The organism is Peribacillus sp. P4_D6 (assembly GCF_056401795.1).
The window spans coordinates 1-22,391 of sequence record NZ_JBFUIQ010000047.1; the positions used below are offsets into that span (position 1 = coordinate 1).

Annotated in this window: 19 protein-coding genes; 9 read left to right on the forward strand and 10 right to left on the reverse strand. The window is 40.1% G+C overall.

From position 1 onward, the window contains the following. A partial coding sequence (locus AC1DVB_RS15125; RefSeq protein WP_477589837.1) for an undecaprenyl-diphosphate phosphatase occupies positions 1–147 on the reverse strand: 147 nt, incomplete at its 3' end. A 208-nt stretch (positions 148–355) separates the two neighbouring features. On the opposite strand from AC1DVB_RS15125, the gene AC1DVB_RS15130 reads away from it, so the two are divergent. Together AC1DVB_RS15130 and guaC are read left to right on the forward strand one after the other, a co-directional pair. Continuing rightward, the gene (locus tag AC1DVB_RS15130; RefSeq protein ID WP_057277906.1) at positions 356–676 is read left to right on the forward strand and encodes a DUF4870 domain-containing protein; all 321 of its coding nucleotides are present in this window, start codon (positions 356–358) and stop codon (positions 674–676) included. 1,419 nt (positions 677–2,095) lie between these two features. Next, positions 2,096–3,079: a GMP reductase gene (gene guaC, locus AC1DVB_RS15135; RefSeq protein WP_095679189.1), complete on the forward strand. Its 984-nt coding sequence runs from the start codon at positions 2,096–2,098 to the stop codon at positions 3,077–3,079. Between the two features lie 51 nt (positions 3,080–3,130). On the opposite strand, the gene AC1DVB_RS15140 is transcribed toward guaC, so the two are convergent. Then, entirely contained in the window at positions 3,131–3,472 is a 342-nt protein-coding gene (locus AC1DVB_RS15140; protein WP_328118080.1) for a zinc ribbon domain-containing protein YjdM, read from the reverse strand. A 156-nt stretch (positions 3,473–3,628) separates the two neighbouring features. Here AC1DVB_RS15140 and AC1DVB_RS15145 point away from each other — a divergent pair, with 156 nt between their 5' ends. The 4 genes from AC1DVB_RS15145 (at position 3,629) to AC1DVB_RS15160 (ending at position 8,117) form a co-directional block, all read left to right on the forward strand. Further along, the gene (locus tag AC1DVB_RS15145) at positions 3,629–4,318 is read left to right on the forward strand and encodes a response regulator (RefSeq protein WP_477589810.1); all 690 of its coding nucleotides are present in this window, start codon (positions 3,629–3,631) and stop codon (positions 4,316–4,318) included. Further along, positions 4,315–5,319 carry a sensor histidine kinase gene (locus AC1DVB_RS15150; protein ID WP_477589812.1) on the forward strand — a complete coding sequence of 335 codons (1,005 nt, stop codon included), beginning with the start codon at positions 4,315–4,317 and terminating at the stop codon, positions 5,317–5,319. The genes AC1DVB_RS15145 and AC1DVB_RS15150 overlap by 4 nt, the downstream gene beginning before the upstream one ends. A 100-nt stretch (positions 5,320–5,419) precedes the next feature. Then, entirely contained in the window at positions 5,420–6,181 is a 762-nt protein-coding gene (locus AC1DVB_RS15155; protein WP_057277077.1) for an ABC transporter ATP-binding protein, read from the forward strand. After that, entirely contained in the window at positions 6,171–8,117 is a 1,947-nt protein-coding gene (locus AC1DVB_RS15160; RefSeq protein WP_477589814.1) for an FtsX-like permease family protein, read from the forward strand. The genes AC1DVB_RS15155 and AC1DVB_RS15160 overlap by 11 nt, the downstream gene beginning before the upstream one ends. Positions 8,118–8,408: 291 nt before the next feature. On the opposite strand, the gene AC1DVB_RS15165 is transcribed toward AC1DVB_RS15160, so the two are convergent. Next, positions 8,409–9,473, reverse strand: coding sequence for an NAD(P)/FAD-dependent oxidoreductase (locus tag AC1DVB_RS15165; protein ID WP_477589816.1), 1,065 nt, complete (start codon positions 9,471–9,473; stop codon positions 8,409–8,411). Between the two features lie 412 nt (positions 9,474–9,885). Continuing rightward, entirely contained in the window at positions 9,886–11,526 is a 1,641-nt protein-coding gene (locus tag AC1DVB_RS15170; RefSeq protein WP_477589818.1) for a PucR family transcriptional regulator, read from the reverse strand. Positions 11,527–11,970: 444 nt separating this feature from the next. Here AC1DVB_RS15170 and AC1DVB_RS15175 point away from each other — a divergent pair, with 444 nt between their 5' ends. Further along, positions 11,971–13,092: an alanine dehydrogenase gene (locus tag AC1DVB_RS15175; RefSeq protein WP_063594453.1), complete on the forward strand. Its 1,122-nt coding sequence runs from the start codon at positions 11,971–11,973 to the stop codon at positions 13,090–13,092. Between the two features lie 333 nt (positions 13,093–13,425). Then, a complete protein-coding gene (locus AC1DVB_RS15180) occupies positions 13,426–14,781 on the forward strand; it encodes an APC family permease (RefSeq protein WP_477589820.1) in 1,356 nt (451 codons plus the stop codon). 479 nt (positions 14,782–15,260) lie between these two features. Here the strand turns inward: AC1DVB_RS15180 and phnX are convergent, their stop codons facing one another. From phnX to AC1DVB_RS15205, 5 genes are read right to left on the reverse strand one after another with little or no spacing between them, the layout of a single operon-like run. Further along, complete coding sequence (phnX, locus tag AC1DVB_RS15185; protein WP_477589822.1) at positions 15,261–16,076, reverse strand: phosphonoacetaldehyde hydrolase; 816 nt, start codon at positions 16,074–16,076, stop codon at positions 15,261–15,263. Continuing rightward, positions 16,073–17,167, reverse strand: coding sequence for a 2-aminoethylphosphonate--pyruvate transaminase (gene phnW / locus AC1DVB_RS15190; protein ID WP_477589824.1), 1,095 nt, complete (start codon positions 17,165–17,167; stop codon positions 16,073–16,075). The genes phnX and phnW overlap by 4 nt, the downstream gene beginning before the upstream one ends. 25 nt (positions 17,168–17,192) lie before the next feature. Further along, positions 17,193–18,185, reverse strand: coding sequence for an extracellular solute-binding protein (locus AC1DVB_RS15195; RefSeq protein ID WP_477589826.1), 993 nt, complete (start codon positions 18,183–18,185; stop codon positions 17,193–17,195). 13 nt (positions 18,186–18,198) lie between these two features. After that, entirely contained in the window at positions 18,199–19,815 is a 1,617-nt protein-coding gene (locus AC1DVB_RS15200) for an ABC transporter permease subunit (RefSeq protein WP_239858624.1), read from the reverse strand. Then, entirely contained in the window at positions 19,808–20,560 is a 753-nt protein-coding gene (locus AC1DVB_RS15205) for an ABC transporter ATP-binding protein (RefSeq protein ID WP_477589828.1), read from the reverse strand. Before AC1DVB_RS15205 ends, AC1DVB_RS15200 begins: the two co-directional genes overlap by 8 nt. A gap of 228 nt (positions 20,561–20,788) precedes the next feature. Between AC1DVB_RS15205 and AC1DVB_RS15210 the strand changes: the two genes are divergently transcribed. Next, entirely contained in the window at positions 20,789–21,547 is a 759-nt protein-coding gene (locus tag AC1DVB_RS15210; RefSeq protein ID WP_095679186.1) for a DeoR/GlpR family DNA-binding transcription regulator, read from the forward strand. Between the two features lie 362 nt (positions 21,548–21,909). Here the strand turns inward: AC1DVB_RS15210 and AC1DVB_RS15215 are convergent, their stop codons facing one another. Beyond that, positions 21,910–22,386: a methylated-DNA--[protein]-cysteine S-methyltransferase gene (locus AC1DVB_RS15215; RefSeq protein ID WP_057276772.1), complete on the reverse strand. Its 477-nt coding sequence runs from the start codon at positions 22,384–22,386 to the stop codon at positions 21,910–21,912. Between the last annotated feature and the right edge of the window lie 5 nt (positions 22,387–22,391).

The following is a 22,391-nucleotide window of genomic DNA, read 5'->3' on the forward strand; positions in this document are numbered from 1 at the left end:
GATGTGGAGCATGGTATCCAGAAAAATGCCCGCCTCGTCAAGGTGGAAAATATGCCGACCTAAATATAAATGTCCAGTGCTTGAAATAGGTAAAAACTCAGTCAAGCCTTGAATGATCCCAAGGATGAAGGCTTGAAATTCATTCAGCAAAAAAACATCACTCCATTCTAGAAGGTATAGGACAATCCATTATTTAAACTGTATGCACAAGACGGATGAACATGTCCGGATTTTAGTGGTGATATCAAGAAAAGGCAGTCCAGATTTACCTTCTTTCGAATATAATGAGAGGAAAAATGAAACTATTTTTCATTTGATTCGTAAATATTTATATGAGAAAGGAGGAGAAGACACTATGCCTAGTAAAGATGAAAGAGTGTTTGCTGCCCTTATTTATGTGATCAGCTTTTTTACAGCATTTATCGGTCCTTTGGTGATTTGGTTATTGAAGAAGGACTCGTCACAATTTGTGGATTACCACGGAAGGGAATATTTGAATTTTTTCATTTCCTACACCGTGTATTCAATAGTCGCAGGGATACTCACTATAGTATTGGTTGGATTCTTGCTATTGCCGGTAATCGGGATAGCTTTAGTCGTATTCACCATCATTGCTGCTGTTAGGGCTTACGAAGGAACGGATTATCGATTCCCGTTGATTTTCAGGATATTATAGAATGATGTAAAAGAATTCCGTCCATTCGGAGTCCTTTGAGACTGCAGGCAAACTCGAAGAAAAGCGAGTTTGTCTGCAGTTTTTTATTTGAAAAATGTTCCAGTGGATTTCAGAAATCCGCTCCCTTTCCGCCGACTGCCTGCCAAGCCTCCTCGACGCAAGCGTCTGTGGGGTCTCGGCTAGCCAGTTTTTCGGCAGGAGTGTCGCATATTTCTTCCATCCATTAAGGAGTACAGGGAAAAAYATGAAAGATAAACTAGTCTTAAATAGGGTTCGGAATAAGACGAACCTGCAGTTTTTTCTTTWAAWARTTCCAGTKGATTTCAGAAAYCCGCTCCCTTTCCGYCGACTGTCTGYCAAGCCACATCAAAGCAAACGCCTGTGGGGTCTCGGCTAGCCAGTTATTCGGCAGGAGTGTCGCATATTTCTTCCATCCATTAAGGAGTACAGGTGAAAAACTTAAAGGATAAACTAGTCTAAAACTTGGTTCGAAATAGACCAGCCTTCAGTTTTTTCTAGAAAACATTCCTTTTGATTTCAGAAATCCGCATCCCTTTCCGCCGACTGTATGCCAAGCCTCCTCGACGCAAGCGCCCGCGGGGCCACGGCTAGCCAGTTTTTCTGCAGAAGTGTCGCATATTTCTTCCATCCATTAAGGAGTACAGGTGAAAAACTTAAAGGATAAACTAGTCTAAAACTTGGTTCGGAATAGACCAGCCTTCAGTTTTTTCAATGACACAAAGTTGATTGGAACGGAAGGCGCGAGACTCCTGCGGGACAAGCGTGGCATGGGAGACCCCGCAGGCGCGCCGAGGAGGCGCCCGCCCGCCCGCGGAAAGCGAGTGCCTGGAGTGGAAATCAACGTTCCCATTTTACAAACGCAATTTGTAGACAAAAGGGTTCTATTTAAATAAAAACAAAGTTGATTGGAACGGAAGGTACGAGACTCCTGCGGGAAAAGCGCGGCATGGGAGACCCCGCAGGCGCGCCGAGGAGGCTCCCGCCCGCCMGCGGAAAGCGAGTACCTGGAGTGGAAATCAACGTTCCCATTTTACAAACGCACTTTGTAGACAAAAGGGTTCTATCTAAATAAAAACAAAGTTGATTGGAACGGAAGGTACGAGACTCCTGCGGAAAAAGCGAGTCCTGGGGAGACCCCACAGGCGCAAAGCGCCAAGGAGGCTCCCGGGCCGCCCGCGGAAAGCGAGTGCCTGAAGTGGAAATCAACATTCCAAAGTAACATGTTCATTCGTCCTTTTCAGCTCCCTATCCTTTTACGGATTTCCCATTAAGTTGAAATAAAATCAGAACAAAACCAATAAAATTTTTGACTTACTGTCAAAAATGATGTACATTACCTAATGGGCGAACAATTTTTATTAAAAAAGACAAAAATATTCGTATATAGAGGTGCATAACATGGAAAACGTGTTTGATTATGAAGATATTCAATTAATTCCTGCAAAATGTGTAGTAAATAGCCGTTCTGAGTGTGATACATCCGTTACTTTAGGTAAACATACATTCAAGTTACCTGTAGTACCTGCCAATATGCAAACGATCATTGATGAAAAGATTGCCATTTACTTGGCTGAAAACGGTTACTTTTATGTAATGCATCGTTTTGAGCCAGAAAAACGACTGACTTTCATTAAAGACATGCATTCAAAAGAATTGATCGCTTCCATCAGTGTCGGCGTTAAAGAAGAAGAATACGGATTCATCGAACAATTATCGAATGACAACATTGTGCCTGAATACATTACGATAGATATAGCGCACGGACATTCCAATGCCGTGATAAAAATGATACAGCATATTAAAAAACATTTACCTGAAAGTTTTGTCATTGCAGGAAATGTGGGAACTCCTGAAGCGGTACGTGAATTGGAACATGCCGGTGCGGATGCTACAAAGGTGGGCATTGGACCAGGGAAAGTATGCATCACTAAAATCAAGACTGGATTTGGAACGGGCGGCTGGCAATTAGCTGCACTTCGCTGGTGTGCAAAAGCGGCAAGCAAGCCAATCATCGCTGACGGCGGCATTCGCACGAACGGTGATATTGCCAAATCAGTTAGATTTGGAGCTTCAATGGTCATGATCGGTTCACTATTTGCCGGACATGAAGAATCTCCAGGTCAAACGATCGAGAAAGATGGAAAGGCCTTTAAAGAATACTTTGGTTCAGCTTCGGAATTCCAAAAAGGTGAAAAGAAAAACGTTGAAGGCAAAAAGATGTTTGTCGAGCACAAAGGATCTTTGGAAGATACGTTGAAGGAAATGGAACAAGATCTTCAGTCATCCATTTCATATGCAGGCGGTACCAAGTTGGAAGCCATCCGGAATGTGGATTATGTGGTCGTTAAGAATTCAATCTTTAACGGTGACAAAGTTTATTAAGAAGTAATCTAAAAAAACGGCCTAATCAATGGATGAGGCCGTTTTTTATCATTACACCTTTTTAACAAATTGGGATTTTAATTTCATTGCACCAAAACCATCTATCTTACAATCAATATCATGATCTCCATCAACTAGACGGATGCTTTTGACTTTAGTGCCCATTTTTAAGACGGATGAGCTCCCTTTCACTTTAAGGTCCTTGATTACCGTAACGGTATCACCGTCGTTCAAGGCATTTCCATTAGCATCTTTGATAACCTTCTTTTGATCACCATTTTCCGTTTCCGCTTCCACTGCCCATTCATGGGCGCATTCCGGGCAAACTAAAAGACTGCCGTCTTCGTATGTATATTCTGAATCACATGCAGGGCAATTAGGAAAATCAGGCATAAATTTACTTCCTCCATTCATTATGCCAATTTTAATATAATAATGGTTTACACACAACCAGTAGTTTATTACCTCCCTTGTCCCTCCCTTCCTCTAGAACCTATAAAGGTTTTACTATATACTTTTAAGAAAAAGCTGGAAAGTGCGGTGAACCCCTTGTTTAAACTTCTATTGATAGAAGATGATACAACGTTATTCAATGAAATTAAAGATAGATTGGCGCAATGGTCTTATGATATTTACGGAATCTGCGATTTTAGTAAAGTGGTTCAGGAATTCACGGACATAAAACCTGATTTGGTCATCATTGATATACAGTTGCCGAAGTTTGACGGATTTCATTGGTGCAGAATGATCCGGGCCCATTCCAATGTTCCCAYCATCTTTTTATCATCACGTGATCATCCTACGGACATGGTGATGTCCATGCAGCTTGGAGCTGATGATTTTATCCAGAAGCCTTTTCATTTCGATGTACTCATCGCGAAGATACAGGCCACCCTTCGCCGTGTCTATAATTACAATACGGAAAAGATCGAATTGAAAACGTGGTGCGGCGCCACCGTGGATTACGAGAAGAACACGGTTTCGGCCGAGACGGGCACAATCGAATTGACGAAAAATGAAATTTTCATCTTGAAAAAGCTCATTGAACAGAAAAACAAGATCGTAAGCCGCGAGGAATTGATCAACAGTTTATGGGATGACAAACGTTTCATAAGCGATAACACCCTTACAGTGAATGTGAACCGTTTACGAAAGAGGCTGGATGAACTGGATTTAGGGCATTTTATCGAAACGAAGGTCGGACAGGGCTATATCGCCGTGGAAGTGGCAAATGCATGATCGGAAAATATCTCGTGGAAAGGTTCAGCTGGATCACATTCTACATACTTCTTCATCTATTCATTATCTTTGTCGCCTATCTTGATTCGGCCATTCCGTTAAGGCCCATACTGTATATTGTTTTTTTATCATTGCTCATGTTCAGTATGTTTTTGATTTTCCGCTATAAAAAGGAAACCTACTTTTATAAAAGTTTAGAAGCACGGGAAGACAACCTGGATATAACGAATATAGCCGAACCAGAGAGCCCTTTCGAAAAAATCATAGAAAACTGCATCATTAACCAAACCGAATTATTGAAGCGATCCGCATCAATCGGTCAAATGACTTTAGAGCAGGAGAAGGATGAATTATTATCTTGGATTCATGAAGTGAAGACACCATTGACGGCAATGCATTTAATGATTGACCGCTTGGATGATGAATTGCTGAAATCACACTTGACTTATGAGTGGCTGCGCATTCATCTTCTTCTTGATCAGCAGCTCCATCAAAGGCGCATGCCTTTCATCGAAAATGATTTGTATATAGAGAAAACCGATTTGGAAACAATAATCTTTGATGAGATTAAAACGCTGCGGTCATGGTGCATTCAAAAAGGAATCGGCTTCGAGATACAATTGGACGTAACCGAAGTGCTTAGTGATGCCAAGTGGCTGGCCTTCATCATGAGGCAGCTCTTGACCAACTCCATTAAATACAGTGAGAACGCAGATATCACGATTTATAGCCATGAGCGAGCCGGACAAACGGTTCTTGAAGTGCAGGATTTTGGACGGGGCATTGACCCAAAGGATTTATCCCGCATATTTGATAAAGGATTTACATCCACGACAAATCATCGTGACAGTGCGGCAACAGGCATGGGTCTATATTTAACCAAGAATGCGGCCGAGTCCCTATTCATCTCCATTGATGTGAAATCAGAGCTTGGAACCGGGACGACCGTTACCTTGACCTTCCCAAAAAGAAATGATTTCGTGAATATCACAAGCATGTGACAAAAGTGTCACATGCTTTTATTCTTTGTTCGTCCAAACGAAGGAAAAGAAATACATGGCCTTTTATAATGAGGATATAGAAAAAAAGGAGTGTATCCAAATGAATATATTAGAAGCGAAAAAAATCCATAAAAGCTATGGTAATAAATTCAATAAACAAGAAGTATTAAAGGGTCTCGATATAAGCATACAAGAAGGTGAATTCGTAAGTATCATGGGTGCTTCCGGTTCAGGAAAAACGACTTTGCTGAATGTCCTTTCCTCGATCGATAAAATCAGCAACGGCACCATTACGATCGATGGTAAAGAGATTTCAGGGATGAAAGAAAAGAATTTGGCCGAATTCCGTAAGAACCACTTGGGCTTCATTTTCCAGGAATATAACCTATTGGACACATTGACTGTCAAAGAAAATATCCTTCTGCCCTTATCCATTACAAAAACGCCAAATAATGAAGCGGCACAAAAGTTTGATAGCGTGGCGAAGGAACTGGGCATATATGAAGTGAAGGATAAATACCCAAATGAAATTTCCGGTGGTCAAAAACAGCGTACGTCTGCAGCGAGGGCTTTCATCCATGATCCAAGCATCATTTTTGCGGATGAACCGACTGGGGCGCTTGACTCCAAATCAGCTTCCGATTTACTGAACAAACTGAGCGAAATGAATAAAAAGCACAAAGCGACCATCATCATGGTAACCCATGATCCCGTGGCCGCCAGTTATTGCAGCCGAGTCATTTTCATTAAAGACGGACAAATCTATACCCAATTGAATAAAGGTGAACAATCCAGACAAACCTTCTTCAAGGACATCATGAAAACACAAGGTGTATTGGGAGGGGTTCAAAATGAGCATTAATCAACTCATCTTGCGAAATTTGAAGAAGAATCTGAAGAACTATTATCTGTATGTGTTTGCCCTGGTCTTCAGCGCTTCCCTTTACTTTGCTTTCGTCACCTTGCAATATGACCCATCGCTGGATGAAGCGGAGGGGACGGTGAAAGGGGCCGCCTCCATCAAGGCAGCATCGATCCTGCTTGTTGCGATTGTTTCCATATTCCTTTTATACGCCAATAGCATTTTCATTAAAAGACGCAGTAAAGAAATTGGCCTATTCCAATTGATAGGCATGACGAAGAACAGGATATTCCGTATCCTGAGTGTTGAAAACCTCATCCTGTATTTTTGTTCCGTATTCCTGGGAATCTTTGTAGGGTTTGCCGCTTCAAAATTGATCATCATGATCCTATTTAAAATAATGGGTGTCGAGGCAATCGCAACTCTTAACTTTTCTTTTCAGCCGCTAGTGCAAACCTTGCTCGTTTTTAGCGCCATCTATCTTTTAATCATGTTGATGAATTATGCCTTCATTAAAAAGCAAACCATTCTATCATTATTTAGAGTGACTTCCATGACGGAAGGAAAAGTGAAAAAAGTTTCTATGGTCGAAATGATCATCGGGATATTCGGGATCGCCCTGATCATTGCTGGCTATGTCATTTCATCCAAATTATTCGATGGAGCATTTACACAGATGACCGAGCTTTTCATGGCCATGATCGTCATTCTGGCAACCGTCATCATCGGTACCTACCTATTCTATAAAGGATCCGTAAGCTTCATCTTTAATATCGTCCGTAAAAAGAAAAATGGCTATTTGAACATCAATGAAGTATTGTCCCTTTCATCCATTATGTTCCGGATGAAATCGAATGCGATATTATTGACGATCATCACGACCGTTTCCGCTTTGGCAATCGGTTTATTATCATTAAGTTATATCTCCTACTACTCAGCGGAGAAAATGGCACAAAGCAGTATCCCTACCGATTTTTCGATGACGGATATGGGAGATGCGGATAAATTCAAAGAGGCTTTATCAGACAGTAAAATTGATTATGACACAAAGGTGATTGACGTCATTCAGGTGGATGTCAATGTAAAGGAAATAATGGAAACGAGTCTCGAAGGAGTGAACTTTGATTCGGACATCATGACCGTTCCCGTCATCAGTGATGAATCGGTTAAAGGAATCAACCTTGCTGAAGATGAGACCCTTTTCAGCGGATACAGTAATATGATGGAGAAGGTCATATCCTTGAAGGATTCCGGAAAGATTGAACTGAAGGGCAAGAATGAAGTAATTCCGCAAACATATATAGGTTTGAATGATGATACCTTCCTGTCCTATTACTTCACGAGTGGCGGATTGCCCGTTGCGATTGTAGACCAAACGATATTCGACCGTTTGAAAAAGGATATCAACCCGAAAATCCAAAAAGTATCATCCGTTAATATCGGCATTGATGTGAAGGATGAAGCTGAACTTGAAAAAGCGAATGATCTATTCAAAAGGATGAGTTTCAAAGAAGAACATGTGAATGATTCCCAATTGGAAATGTTCAACACCCAGAAGAAGAATATGGGCCTTATCATGTTCATCGTCGGCTTCTTGGGATTAACCTTCCTCATTACCTCCGGCTGCATCCTGTATTTCAAGCAAATGGATGAAAGTGAAGGGGAAAAATCCAATTATACGATTTTAAGAAAACTAGGATTCACGCGTGGTGACTTACTAAGAGGAATCCAAGCAAAACAAGTTTTCAATTTCGGTATTCCTTTAGTCGTCGGACTGCTTCACAGTTATTTCGCAGTCCAATCAGGTTGGTTCTTGTTCGGGACCGAAGTTTGGACACCGATGATCATCGTCATGGCATTATACACGGCATTGTATTCGATCTTCGGAATCCTATCCGTATTTCATTACAAGAAGGTCATTAAAGAATCTCTATAATTTCGAAGATACTAAAAGCTCCAGGGCCAATGATGCCTTGGAGCTTTTAAACTGTAGAAAAATCCGGAGAAAAGTCAGTTCGCCTAAAATTTTTCTAAAAAAACATTCCAGTTGATTGGAACGCTGGGTACGAGACTCCTGCGGGAAAAGCGTGTCCAAGGGAGATCCCGCAGGCGCAAAGAGCGCCGAGGGCGGACCGTCCGCGGAAAAGCGAGTGCCTGGAGTGGAAATCAACGTTCAAATTGTACAAACCCTCAATGAAGTTCCAGCTGCTTTGGAAATCCGCTTCCTTTAAAGTACCCCAGCCGGTTTCATCATTTCCTTGATCAATTCCCTGTTGCGCTTTTTAAAGATTTCATTATGGGAAGAAACCATCCCCACACCGTGAGCATCAGGCTGGATAAATTGCTTTGCCTTGTTTACGGCATTTGCAGCATCTTGAAAAGTGCCTGCTATCAGGTTCAATTTACCTTCATGCTTAAGGATATCACCGGCTGCGTATATTCCATCCATCGAGGATTCACTTGCAGGAGTAYCTTCAATATAATAGTTGTCGGCAATGGCAATATCGACTTTACTATTTTGAAGCAGCGATGTATCACGCTCATAACCATGATTGATGATGACTTCATCGATCGGCAAGTAAGAAACTTCTCCCGTTGCGTGATTCGTCAGTTCAACATGTTCAATTGATTGATGATCATCGCAGGCGATCAATTTTGTAATCGTCGTATTCAAGAAACAAACAGCAGAGCTTTCCATCAATTGCCTTGCTTGTGATTCATGTCCTGCTAAACTATCTTTCCTGTATGTCAGGTACACCTTTTTGGCGATGGGCTCTAATTCATTTGCCCAGTCTATGGCAGAATTCCCGCCGCCTGAAATGATCACCGTCTTATCCTTGAAACGATTGAAAGACTTGACAGTATAGTTTAAATTGGAGACTTCAAACCTTTCTGCCCCGTCTATTTCCAACTTTTGCGGATTCAGGATTCCGCCGCCAACCGCGACAATGATCGTCTTGGAAAAGTGCACTTGACCTGAAGCCGTATGTAAAACGAAGATGCCTTCTTCATTACGTGTGATTGATTCCACTTTCTCATTCAAGACGACTGTTGGATTGAATGTTAAACCTTGCTCCACTAGCTGCTCAATTAATTTTTCCCCAGTAGTCGGTGTCAGCCCTCCAACATCCCAAATCATCTTCTCTGGATAGACATGAATTTTCCCGCCCAGCCGTGGCTGGTATTCAATCAGTTTAACTTTCATTTCTCTAAGTCCGCTATAAAAAGTGGAGTAAAGGCCTGCTGGCCCTCCCCCAATAACCGTTACATCAAATAAATCCTGCTGTTCCATCTACGTCCACTCCCCGGTAACCAAGTGTGATTGATTATCATTCTCATTTAATCGTACACTCTTTTCTCACTTTTTACAATATGGATTTATTAAAAAACTCTGTTCATTTTAAAAATCAACAGAGTTTTTTATTTCCAATCACGAAAACTTACCGTTCATTAAGTACTCATGAATGGTAAATAGAGTATTACCCTTAGGATGAAAAATCAGGTAGAAAATGAAGTTCGGGTGGGACATTGATGAATATTATTCCTAAATTATTTTTATCCTCTGTCTTAACATTATTATGACTGCTACGAAATACTCCTATTATGTAAGTATCTTTATGTCTTTAAACATATCACATCAGCCGTTATCTCAAAATTGCGTATTAGATTTATTTCTGTAGTGTAATATGGTTGGCGGTTGATAACTACTTCGTAGGTACTCCCACTTGCTGTATAAGTTGATATGCTTTCAAAGCCATTTCAACGTTTAATCTGTTCTCCGGCATATCAAAATCAAGATCAAGAATCTTTTTTATCTTTTCCAGCCGATGATAGAGTGTTTGTCTTACAACATGTAATTTTTGAGCAGTAAGCTTCTTTGAGCGATCAAGCTCAAAGTATTTTGCTAAAGTCAGAAGCAATTCCGTTCCATATTCCTTATCATAGGATATTAAAGGAGAGAGATAGTCTTCAATAAAATGTGCTGTATCTTGATCATGCTGAATTAATTGTATCAATCGAAAGATGCCAAGGTCTTCGTAAAAGGCACTTGTCGAAAACGTACGATAATTTAAAGCTAACTGCGCTTCTCGATAACCAGTATGAGCATCCAAAAGTAACTGGTATTGTCGCCCAACGCCTATACGGATTTGGCAAGATTCACCTTCTTTAACATATAGCAAGGCATTGATCACTTTCAAGAAGCGTGCCTTAGAGGAATCGGCAGTTCCAAGATCAATAGCTAATACAATAATCTGATTTCTTACTGAAGTGATATAGGGTGTAAAAGAATACTTTGCGAACCCAGACCGAATTTTTAAAGAATAATGATAAATAGCGGATTCATTTTCTTCATCGGATAAACCTAATGAAGACGGATGAAAAACATCTTCGATATCAACTATTGCCATTCGATAATGTATAGAAGCGCGCTTCGATTTTAAAGAAATAAATCCTCTTGCCTGTTCCTCATTATTGATGCGTCTATTAAGTAAATCATTTAGCCATGTAGATTCTAAACGTAATCGTTTTTCATCCAAATAATGTTTGCGCAATAAGTCTTGTGAGATTGCTAGAGAAGCACGATCAAGGATCAGGAAATCAAATTCATCCGATTCACGATCTAAAACCATAACAAGGTAAGCCCAGATTTGATCCATTGCTCCGATCGGTTGGAGAAGAATGGTATGGTTTAATGCCTTCCATTCAACGGGCGAATCATTTGTAATTCGGTCATGCCAGTGTTCTTTATCCTCATAAATCGTGTGAAGCAGTTTTTCCATAAATTCATTTTTCAATCCTGGAATCGAAAAAGGTGTTCCTTCTATAGGCAGATAGATTATTGGTGCTTCTGTCTTCTGTTGCAACAATTTTAAAATATTTGATAACCCATGAGTAGTGAGTGACAATGAATGGAACTTTCTTGAAATCGAATCTAATGTAACCAACTTCTCATGATGAGCATTAATGATAAACGAATGTAGATCCTGTGCTATTTCGACGAAATTTATGAATTCTTTGAAAATAATAATTGGAAAGTTATACTCATTTGCCATCTCGATCATTTCTTTAGGGACCTTTTCGAAGTGGTGTCCAAGTTCTATACATAAACATGAAGCGTTGCGTTCAATAAGATTTAACAAAAATGAAGTATTAGAGGAGTCTCTCCATTCAAACCCAAATCCGGTGGAGAGTATCAGTTCCCCTCCCTGAAAGATGGTATCATCAAAAAACGGAATTTCAAGGACATGTGTCCATTTGACTTGACGGTGCAACCCGTTTGCCCCCCCAACTACCTCCGTCTTTGAAAAGAGTGAGCGCTTAAGAACATCTTGTACTGTAAGCATATGTACCTCCTCATTTTATAATGGTTAGCTGTATCATCTTATTATAACTATACTAGAAAGTCTAAGCCCATAAAATATGGTACCCTATCTCTGTTTAACCCCAAGTAATACGCCAATGTCTATAAGTAAGTTCTTTTACGTGCTTTGTTGAAAACCTTAATCAACCTGATAATCTATCATAATTCTCACCATTATTCATCAGTTATATGTGTGCATGAACGGTGGAGTACTGAAACTTTACACGACCAAAACTTACATAAATAATGGAAAAATTACTACTTTTCACCAATGCTATATTCATAAAAGTACAAAATGGCCAAAAGTGCTTGGTTAAAAAAAAACTAATATAAATTTAACCTCGTGTCTAATGAAAGGGTTATCATTCCCCTGTAAGATTTTAGAATGTTCAATAAAATTAAATGCAATTAAAAAGGAGAATGAACAATGATAGTAGGAGTTCCTAAAGAATTAAAAACTGCAGAGACTAGAGTAGGATTAAATCCAACATGGGTAAAAAAATTAACAGCTTACGGTCATGAAGTACTAATACAAAGCATGGCAGGTGAAGCTAGTGGTTTTTGTGATGAGAAATATGTTTTGGCTGGAGCAAAAATAGTAAACACGATTGACGAAATTTATGAGAAGGCAGAATTTGTTGTTAAAGTGAAGGAACTTCAACCCTATGAATACGGCCTTCTTAAAGAAGATCAAATGATAATGGCATGGTTTCATTTGGCGGAAGATGTAAATCATGAAATGACACAGGCATTACTAGATAAAAAAGCAATTTCATTATCAATGGAATTAATCGTTTTACCTGACGGGACAAGACCTACGATTAAACCAATGAGTGAAATTGCAGGAACATTAGCAATGCTTGAAGCAGTCAAATATGCTCAATATGGTTATGGCGGAAAAGGTATACTTCTCCGGAAACTGGCCGGTTTACCGTCGAGCAATGTACTCATACTTGGTGGTGGCAATGCTGGACTCAATACTGCGCAAGTTGCTGTGGGTCTTGGATTGAATGTAACAATCATGGAAGCATCAATGAAACGCATTGATTATTTGAACAATCAGTTGCCACAGGTGGACATTTTGGGTTGGGATAAAGATATGATGTTTGAAGAACTTATTCAAAGTGATGTTTTAATTAATACAATTTATCCGATGCCAGGGGTAACCGAGCCTCTCATTACACGAGAGATGGTCAGTAAGATGAAACCTAATTCTATTATTATTGATATTGCAGGAACGGGTATAATTGAAACCTCACGTTATACGACTTTAGAGGATCCAGTTTACTACGAACAAGAAGTCCTACATTACTGTGTCCCGAATATGCCGGCTCTATGTCCACAAACCTCGACAAACATGATGCTGATGACAACCGGCCCATATATTATGAACATTGCGAATAATGGTTTGAAAGAGGTTGTAGAAAATGATGTAATAGTAAGAAATTGTATCAGCACTTTGAACGGTGAAATTGTTCATCACGAAGTTGGGATCAATCATAACATGCCTTATACAGATATAAAAACGGAGTTACTATTGTCAAAATAATAAAGCGGCCATAGAGTCATCTCATATTCTACGTTTCATTTCGATTGATTAGAAATCAGTGTTGAACAAGTCGCTACTAAAGAAATTCCAGGAGTCAGTAAAGATGCCGGCGAGAAGATTTTTGCAGGAATTATCTTTGTTATTCTACAGACGGAATTCCTTACGAGGAATGGGGAAACAAGACAACAAATTCATGGATAATTCAAAGTAGGCTCCCTAGCATCTTTCTGACTTTTTTATGATTTCTAGAAATCACCTATTAAAAAAGATGTAATAATATTGATCCTATTTCTTGTAAAAAGTTAAATCAGGTAAAAGAGGAGAGTATTTTACATGTCAAATTTAAGTAAAACGGATAGAACACTGACACTCATTCCAGTTGTATTGTTTGGTTTTTCATTTATGGGGTTAACCACAGCTTTTACTACGTATGGTATTGCGGCCAATATTTCCCACGGTACGGTTCCGGGAGCAATGATAGTTGCTCTAGTGGTAATGATGTTTACTGCCTACAGTTATGGGAAAATGGCAATTGCGTTTCCATCTTCAGGTTCTGCATATGTTTATACGCAAAAATCGCTCAATCCCTCTGTTGGATTTCTTGTCGGATGGGTGATCTTATTGGATTATTTATTTATGCCCATGGTGAATTATTTAGTATTTGGTATTTTTTTCTCAGCAGCCTTTCCTACAATTCCAAGTTACATCTGGATTTTAGGTATGCTGATTCTCGTCACTTTTATTAATATTAAAGGATTGAAGATTGCCACAAATGTAAACGCATTCATAACGATTTTTGCTTTTCTTTTTATCGTTATCTTTATAGGTTTTTCTATTAAGGAAATTCTTATGGGAGAAAGCACGGCAACTCTTTTATCTCTTGAGCCATTCTATAATTCGAAAGAACCCTTTTCTTATACAATAGCTGGAGCAGCATTATTATGCTTTTGTTTCCTTGGGTTCGAATCAGTTACAGCGTTTGCGGAAGAGACAGTGAACCCTAAGAAAACAATTCCCCGAGCTGTTATTTTAATTACTCTTGGTGGTGGTTTAATTTTTACAAGTGTTTCATATTTCTCGTATCTTGTATGGCCAGAGTATAACACATTTAATAATCCTGATTCAGCTGCCTACGAAATTATTAAACTTGTTGGTGGAAAGACCATGTACTCAGTATATCTTGCGCTTTATGCATTAGCTGTATTGGGTAGTGCCATGTCGTCCCAGGCAAGTGCATCACGAGTCCTCTATACGATGGGGCGAGATGGACAGTTTCCTAAAAAGTTCTTTGGCAGCCTGCATCCGAGATATAAAACACCCGTAAATAATATACTGATCATTAGTTTTGTCTCTTTGCTTGCTTTATTTTTAAGTTTAGATCTTGTAGCATCATTTATTAATTTCGGGGCTTTTCTAGCGTACACTTGTGTTAATATTTCCGTAATTGCTCATTATTATATTAGAAATAGAGAACGTTCGGTAAAAGGAACTGTCTTATATTTATTTATTCCTATTATTGGAGCTTCTCTTGATATTTTACTTCTTGTGAATCTTGATGCGCACTCAAAAGTACTTGGAGTAAGTTGGTTAATAATAGGCTTCATTTATTTACTTGTATTGACAAAAGGACTTAAAAAACAGCCGCCAGTATTGAAAATCGAAGAAAATTATAGTGTAGATTTAAAATAAAGTCACGCTGTTTATAAAAAAGATGAAGGCTCTTTTCGTAAAGATTGTTGTTTTTAAAACGAAACTATTTAAGGTTGATTGGAGCGGAAGTGCGAGACTCCTGCGGGAGCAGCGGGACAGGTGAGACCCCACAGGCGTTTACGCCGAGGAGGCTCACCGCCCGCCCCGCGGAAAGCGAGCATCTGGAGGGGAAATCAACCACAACTCACTACCTGGTAAATAGCAACAAAGTATGTGAACACAGCCAAGATGAAAAACGGTTTAGACACAAACTATTGTCGGTATGAGAACTACAGGTCATTACTGGATTAATCTATCGAATGGTTATCTAATGAAAAGATTGATGTCGTAAGTCTATCCTCACATTGTAAAAAGAATAAAGAGAATAGAGGTAATAACCAGTCCAAAAGTGAAAAAGTGCAGCCATCCTTCATCCCTACTCAAGGATGAAAGACGCTGCACTTTCTTCGCACTGAATGCTAGTTTGAACTAGGTCTTTTCCCGTCCGATATAAGAAGATTGATATGATCTATGAGTTCAGGTAGTTCCTCCATCGTTTTGATGGTGAAGTCTGCCCCGTTTTTCAAAAAGATATCTGCCGTTTTAGAGATGAGATCTTGTTTATCTCTTTCTGGCAAACTTGTATACTCATCCAAACTCAATCCCATCTCAGAGCTTCCGACAATGACTCCGACCGTCCATACCCCAGCATTCACTCCTTCTTGCATGTCGGAAATGGTATCGCCTACCTTCACTACCTTCCATGATGCCGCTAATTTCAATTTTTCCATATTCCGATAGATCATGTAAGGGTATGGCCTTCCAATCGAATGGGTTGCATCCGGGGTTACATGGAAATCGGGCCCATACCCTTTTTTCAAAGCATTTGCTGTGACGACCTCCATCATTGTATCGGTATATCCCGTTGTCGACCCAATCTTCAGGCCGCGATTCCTTAATGCTTCCACCGTCTCGATAACCCCTGGAATGGGACCTGTATAATCCGCCAATGACATCATCAGCGCCGGTTCGAATTCAGCATATAGTTTTTCAACGTCTTCCTCATTGAATGGCCTTCCGTATTGCTCCTCCCATAACGAAGATATCCTTGGCATGGTCAGCATCGCACGAATATGGTCGATTTTCAGCATGCCCATCGGAGCTCTGGCTTCCTCCATCGTCACGTCCAGTCCAGCATTCTTAAAAATATCCACAAAAACATTCACTGGTGCAAAACATCCAAAATCCACTGCTGTTCCAGCCCAATCCAAAATGATTCCCTCTACTTTATTCATACTGTCACCACTTTCATATATTTTTCTACGATCCTGCCTAGTTCCTCGATATCTTCTTCATGGATTTCGCCAATATTGCCGATCCGAAATGTATCTATGTCAGTCAGCTTTCCGGGGTAAATTACATAGCCCCTCTCTTTGATGAAATTGTAGAAGTCCCCAAAATCAAATGTTTCAGTTGGAAAAAGAAAAGTTGTAATGATAGGCGATTGTTTATCAGGTGAGATGTATACATGGATGCCCAATTTCCCCATCAGCTCTCTCAGCCTATCATTATTATTTTTATAACGCGTGAATCTGGCTGGGATGCCGCCTTCTTCCGTTAATTCTTCCAGCGCTTTAGCAAACGCGGCCACTACATGTGTTGGAGATGTGAAACGCCATTTCCCATCCTTGTCCATCTCTTTCCACTGGTCATATAAATCCAGGGACAAACTGCGGGCATTGCCTTCACAAGCCAACAATTTCTCAAGCTTTGCAATGACGAAACCAAAACCAGGGATTCCTTGAATGCATTTATTCGCACTGCTGATCAAATAATCAATTCCGAGTTCAGGCACATTCATCTCCACTCCGCCAAAGCTGCTCATCGCATCAATGATCAAGGATTTCCCTAGTTCGTTTGATATCTTCGAAACCATCTCTATCGGATTTAAAATCCCCGTCGTCGTTTCACAATGAACCATCGCTATATGTGTGATGTCACGATCAGCCAGTAAAATGTTCCGGATTTCAGCTTCCTTTGGATATTCATTGTACTCAACGCCATATTCAACATGATTCAGACCGATGCACTCCGCCATTTTCACAATCCGTTTTCCATATGCGCCATTCGTAATGATCAGCACTTTATCGGATTTTGAAAGTGCAGTCGTCAGCACAGATTCTACAACAAACGAGCCGCTTCCCTGCATAAGTACAGCCGTATATTCTCCGTTTGCAGCACATGCCAATTCAAGAAGCTGGGATCTGATTTTTTGTGTGATTTCTTTATAATCATTTTCCCACGTGCAGCGGTCAACAAGCATTTCCTGTTTTACCGTCCTTGTAGTGGTCAGCGGTCCAGGCGTCAATAGTTTATAGGTATTCATTTTCCTTCACTCCTCACTGTATATATCATTGTGCTGATTTAAAGAACTCTTGGTGTTGTTTCAATAATTCGACCGTTAGGGGCTGCTTATATTTCTTAGGGTGGGCCGGTTTATTCTTTTCCGTTACCTTTTCACCTTCATAAAGTGCGACCGGGTAATGTTTCAGCAATTCTTCTCTAGCATCTTTACTGATCGTTTCTGCCATTTTCATCGCTAAACTTGTTTTAGCTTCATTATCTTTATTCACGACAGCAACGGATTCCTTGTAAGAGAAATTCCCCTCAACCGGATCGACGAATTTGATCGGTAAACCCGACTCTTTAGCCATCACGGCTTGATAGCGTAAACCAAAACCGGCAGCCACTTCCCCTGCTTGAACTTTATTGATTGGCCCTGAACCTGAGCTCTCAAGATGCGGACCGCTATTCGCTATTAAATCATGGAGAACCTTTTTGCCCTCTGCGTCACCGTATTGACTGATTATTGCTTGAACTAACAGCCACCCTGTTGAAGAGTCCAGGATATTAGGAATTGAAACGAACCCTTTATATTCCGGCTTAGTTAAATCCTTAATCGAGGTAGGCATCGGCAGGCCTTTTTGTTTAAGCACTTCCGTATTCACAAAAATGGAACCGGTATTTGCCAAAATCGGTGTATAATAGGCTGGGTTTTTTTCCAATGCTTTTGTACTGAATGACAGGTCCTTGAACATGGAGTGCTGATCCTGTGCGCTCTCGATGAAATAGGAACTCATCGTCACGACATCAGCCTCCATTTCATCTCCTTCTGCCAGCAGTTTCCCTCCTAATTCAGAAGTGCCTAATGATTGAAGGACATATTTCCCTTCGTATCCGGCATCTTTCAGGGAAGTCTCCATTGCGGCAGTGGCTTCTTCATCGCCATTCGTATAAATGACCACCTTTTCCTCATCCGCTTTGCCGCTGTTACGGCCCACCAATACAAATACCAAACTTAAAGCAACTAAAGAAAGTAAGGCTATCTTCAACGTTTTAGACATAATATCCCCCTCATTAATGTTTGAATTGTCTTTTTTGAAAATGATCACAAAGCAGCTTCACGATTAGGTTTGTAAAAAAGATAAGTAAAGACAGGATGAATATTTCATTGAATTTGGCAAAATGCTGAAGCTCTTTAATTTTGCTGGCCACTAATGTGGTCTGGGCCGTGACCAAAAAGATGATTCCGCTGATCGTCACCATACTATTGATGAAATAGTAGCTGAACATTTCGATCACCGTAGATGCCGAATTTGGCAGGATGACACGATAGATTGTCCTGATCCAGCTATCCCCCAATAAATTCCCGGTGGTTTCCCAACCAGGGTTCATTTTGGATAAAGAGTTCTTCGCCATTAAATAGGGTGTCGTAAAGAAGTGGACCATGTTACATAGAATGATGATGGCAAAGGTCCCCTTCCAGCTGCTGCCGTTGAACAGCAGCAAATACGATAAACCCAACACCATTCCCGGTACTGTATTCGTCAACATCGAAATGACATCCATTGATGATTTCCCTTTAAGGGGCGTCCTGACATTCAAGACCGCCGAGCTAAAGGCGACGAACGTTCCCAGTACGGCCGTCATCAAGGCAACGAATAAGGAGTTTTTATAGACTGCCGTTAAATCGCTCGATTGGAATGTGTCGATAAAATGCTTTAAGGTGAACGAGAGATCGTAAGGGAAACTAGTTAAAAATGGTGCAATGAACATGACTGCAAATACAGAAAACATTCCTATTAAGACCAGCAGCGAAATACCTCCAAAACAGATATCCCTCCCTTTGTGCTGCGTCAATTCAATATCGCTGAACTTGTCATAATGAAAATTAAGTTTTTCCAGATAGTTTAATAGGAAAACACTGAACACTACCGGAATGAGCATGAGAATGGCAATCACTGCGCCATTATTGAAATCAGGGATTGAACCCAGCATGACTTGATACAGTTGCGTCGCAACGACGGAGTAGGTCCCGCCGACCGAAGCCGGTATCCCAAAGTCGGTAAAGCTCAAGATGAAGGAAAGTACAAAAGCTCCACCTAAAGTTCCTGACAATGGCCGTATGATCGTATTCAAGAAACTTCTTATCGTTCCGTCACCCATTAATTTCGAAACGATGATGAACTTTTTATCCATGTACTTGAAGGAATTATTAATGAGAAGAAAAGCTGATGGCAATGTATAGATTACATAACCTATCAATAATCCATTAAATCCATATATATCGAAGAGATTCCTTCCAAAAATCTTCGTTATGATTCCTTGATTGCCGAAAGAGTAGATGATCGCAAAACCGAATGTGATTGTCGGAAGCAGCATCGGAATAAGGATCCCGGTTTTAATTACACTTTTTAATGGCCTATATAATCGGGTGCAATGGATGGAATAGGCCAGGAAAAAGGCTAAAACAGTTGTAATGACGGCTGTGAGTCCCGAGATTTTCACACTGTTTCCAAATGACTTCATCAGCTCTGCATTGGAAAGGACTGTTAGATAATTCGAGAGATTGATTCCATCTGCCGTTTCAAAAGAACGGACGAACAACATGCCAAGCGGCAAGAAAAGAAAAGCGGCAAATAGCAGTAAGATAGGTATATAAATGACTCTCATTGCCGGTTTTACATCAGGCATACTTTTCACCGAATAAGTTATAAATATTTTTTCTCTTGATCTCCAGCTGTTTAAGAATGAATTCCTTAACAAAATCATTGGCTGGCTGATTGATGATTTCTTGCGGCGATCCAAATTGAGAAATATTCCCTTGATTAATGATCAAAATCTTATCCGACATCGTCAAAGCCTCTTCCGGGTCATGAGTCACTATGATGGTCGTCAGCTTAAATTCGCGGGCAATGGATTTGATGCGTTCCTTTATCGATTCCTTGATCACACCATCCAAAGCACTCAGCGGCTCATCAAGCAATAGGATTTTCGGCTTCATTACAAGAGTCCTTGCGATTGAAACCCTTTGTTTCTGACCCCCTGATAATTCGCTGATCCTTTTTTTCAAATGCGGCGTTAATTCCAGGAAATCGATATATTCCTGAAGCTCTTCCTTGGAAACGGATCCCTTCCTGTTCCTCAATCCATAAACGATATTTTCATAGGCATTCAAATGCGGGAAAAGAGCGTAATCCTGGAAAACGATATTAAATCCCCGGTCTTTCATGGGCACGTTACTCAAATCGGTATCATTGAAAATGATTTTTCCATGATTGATACCCGTCAAGCCCAAAATTATATGTAATAAAGTAGTTTTGCCGCTTCCAMTTGGTCCTAATAGTGAAACGATCTCCCCCGTTTTAATTTCAAGATTTATATGATCCAAAACTAATTTTCCATCGAATTGCTTGCTAATATTTTGTAGTTTTAGCAAACCGTTCACCTCCTTTAATACACCCTTAGTATAAAAGCCCTTTGTAAACCGAAGGTGGGATTTTTGTAAATACTCTGTAAACATTGAACATATTTTTACTAAATTAATACTAACTTTTGACCAACTAATGATATTTTTATCATCTATATGTTGAATATGTTTGTAGTAAACAGTACACTTAAACTGAATATCAGGAAGATAGATATGAAGAATAGGCGGGTGTAACTTATGCTTCCTCTTGAAAGGCAAAAGAAGATCATCGAGTTATTAACGATTAGGAAAGTGATGAAGATTGCCGAACTTACTGAAGAAATGCAAGTTTCCATCGAAACCATCAGAAGGGATATAAACCTTCTTACAAGGCAAGGAAAAATTGAAAAGATCTATGGCGGCGTTAAGCTGGTTCAATCGAAGTTTGGAGAATCGACGATAGATGAACGGATGTTCAGTCAATTAGAAGAAAAAGAATCCATCGCCCAAAAATGCAGTGAGTATATCGACGATGGGGATTGCATTTATATCGATAGTGGTTCGACAACCTATCAAATCGCTAAATATATAAAACAGAAAAAGAAACTGACCGTAATAACCAGTTCGATCCCTGTTGTAAATGAGCTCATTCATAGCGATATCGAGATATTGATCATAGGCGGGAAAGTCAGGAGAAATGAACAATCCATCGTTGCATTTGATTATTTATTCAACTTCAGTGAATTGAATATTTCAAAAGCATTCATTTGTGCGAGCGGCATAACCGTTGAAAAAGGGATATCCGACTATAATTTAGAAGAAGCGAACACACGAAAAAAAATCATTGATTTATCCCAAGAAGTCTATGTTGCCGCTGACAGCTCCAAGTTCGGGAAAGACGTGACCATCGGGATATCGTCACTGGATAAAATCGATTACATCATTACTGACGATCATCTGCCTAAAGATTTCATCTCTTCGTTTAAAGAGATCGGCACACATTTGATTCTTTCTTAAAAAAAAGAAAAAAACGGAAACTATACAGTAGTATAGTTTCCGTTTTTTAGGTTCAAGTTGCCGCTGATTTCAGAAATCCGCTCCCTTTCCGCCGACTGTCTGCCAAGCCTCCTCGACGCAAGCGTCTGTGGGGTCTCGGCTAGCCAGTTTTTCGGCAGGAGTGTCGCAAATTTCTTCAATTCAGAGAGTTTTCATCCTATAAAACAGTAAAAATACGTGAAAGATAACCAAGTTTTGTTTGAAAAATGTGGTAAAAAAACCCTCACTAAATCATCGGGATGAGACCATTCCTAAATAAAAAAATGTGTCCTCCATCAATGGAGAGTGGCCCGGGCGATTCCCATAAAGTTGAGCCTAGTACCTCAATTAAAATTCCTTTCATGCTGAAGGAGCCATTCCTTTCTCCACAAGCCACCCGCATAACCAGTTAATTTCCCATTTGAACCTATTATTCGATGACAAGGAATCACGATGCTTAACTTATTTCTGCCGTTAGCGCTCCCTACTGCCCTAATGGCTTTTTCATTACCGATTGAAACGGCGATGTCTTTATAGGAACCCGTGTTAGCGTATAGGATTCCCGTTAATGCGTTCCACACGTTTTTTTGGAAGATGGTCCCTTCAAGTGTATAAGGAAATGTAAATTCCCTGCGTTCACCTTTGAAATACTCATCAAGCTGACTAAAGCACTCCGCCAAAACCTGAGGCGTGTGCTCTTGCATAATATTTATCTTTATATCCCTTTCAGCGAACATTATGGAACTGATGGCATCATTCGTTCCTGATATCTCGATAACTCCTATCGGTGATTCATAATCTAGTTTATATAATTCACTCATATAAG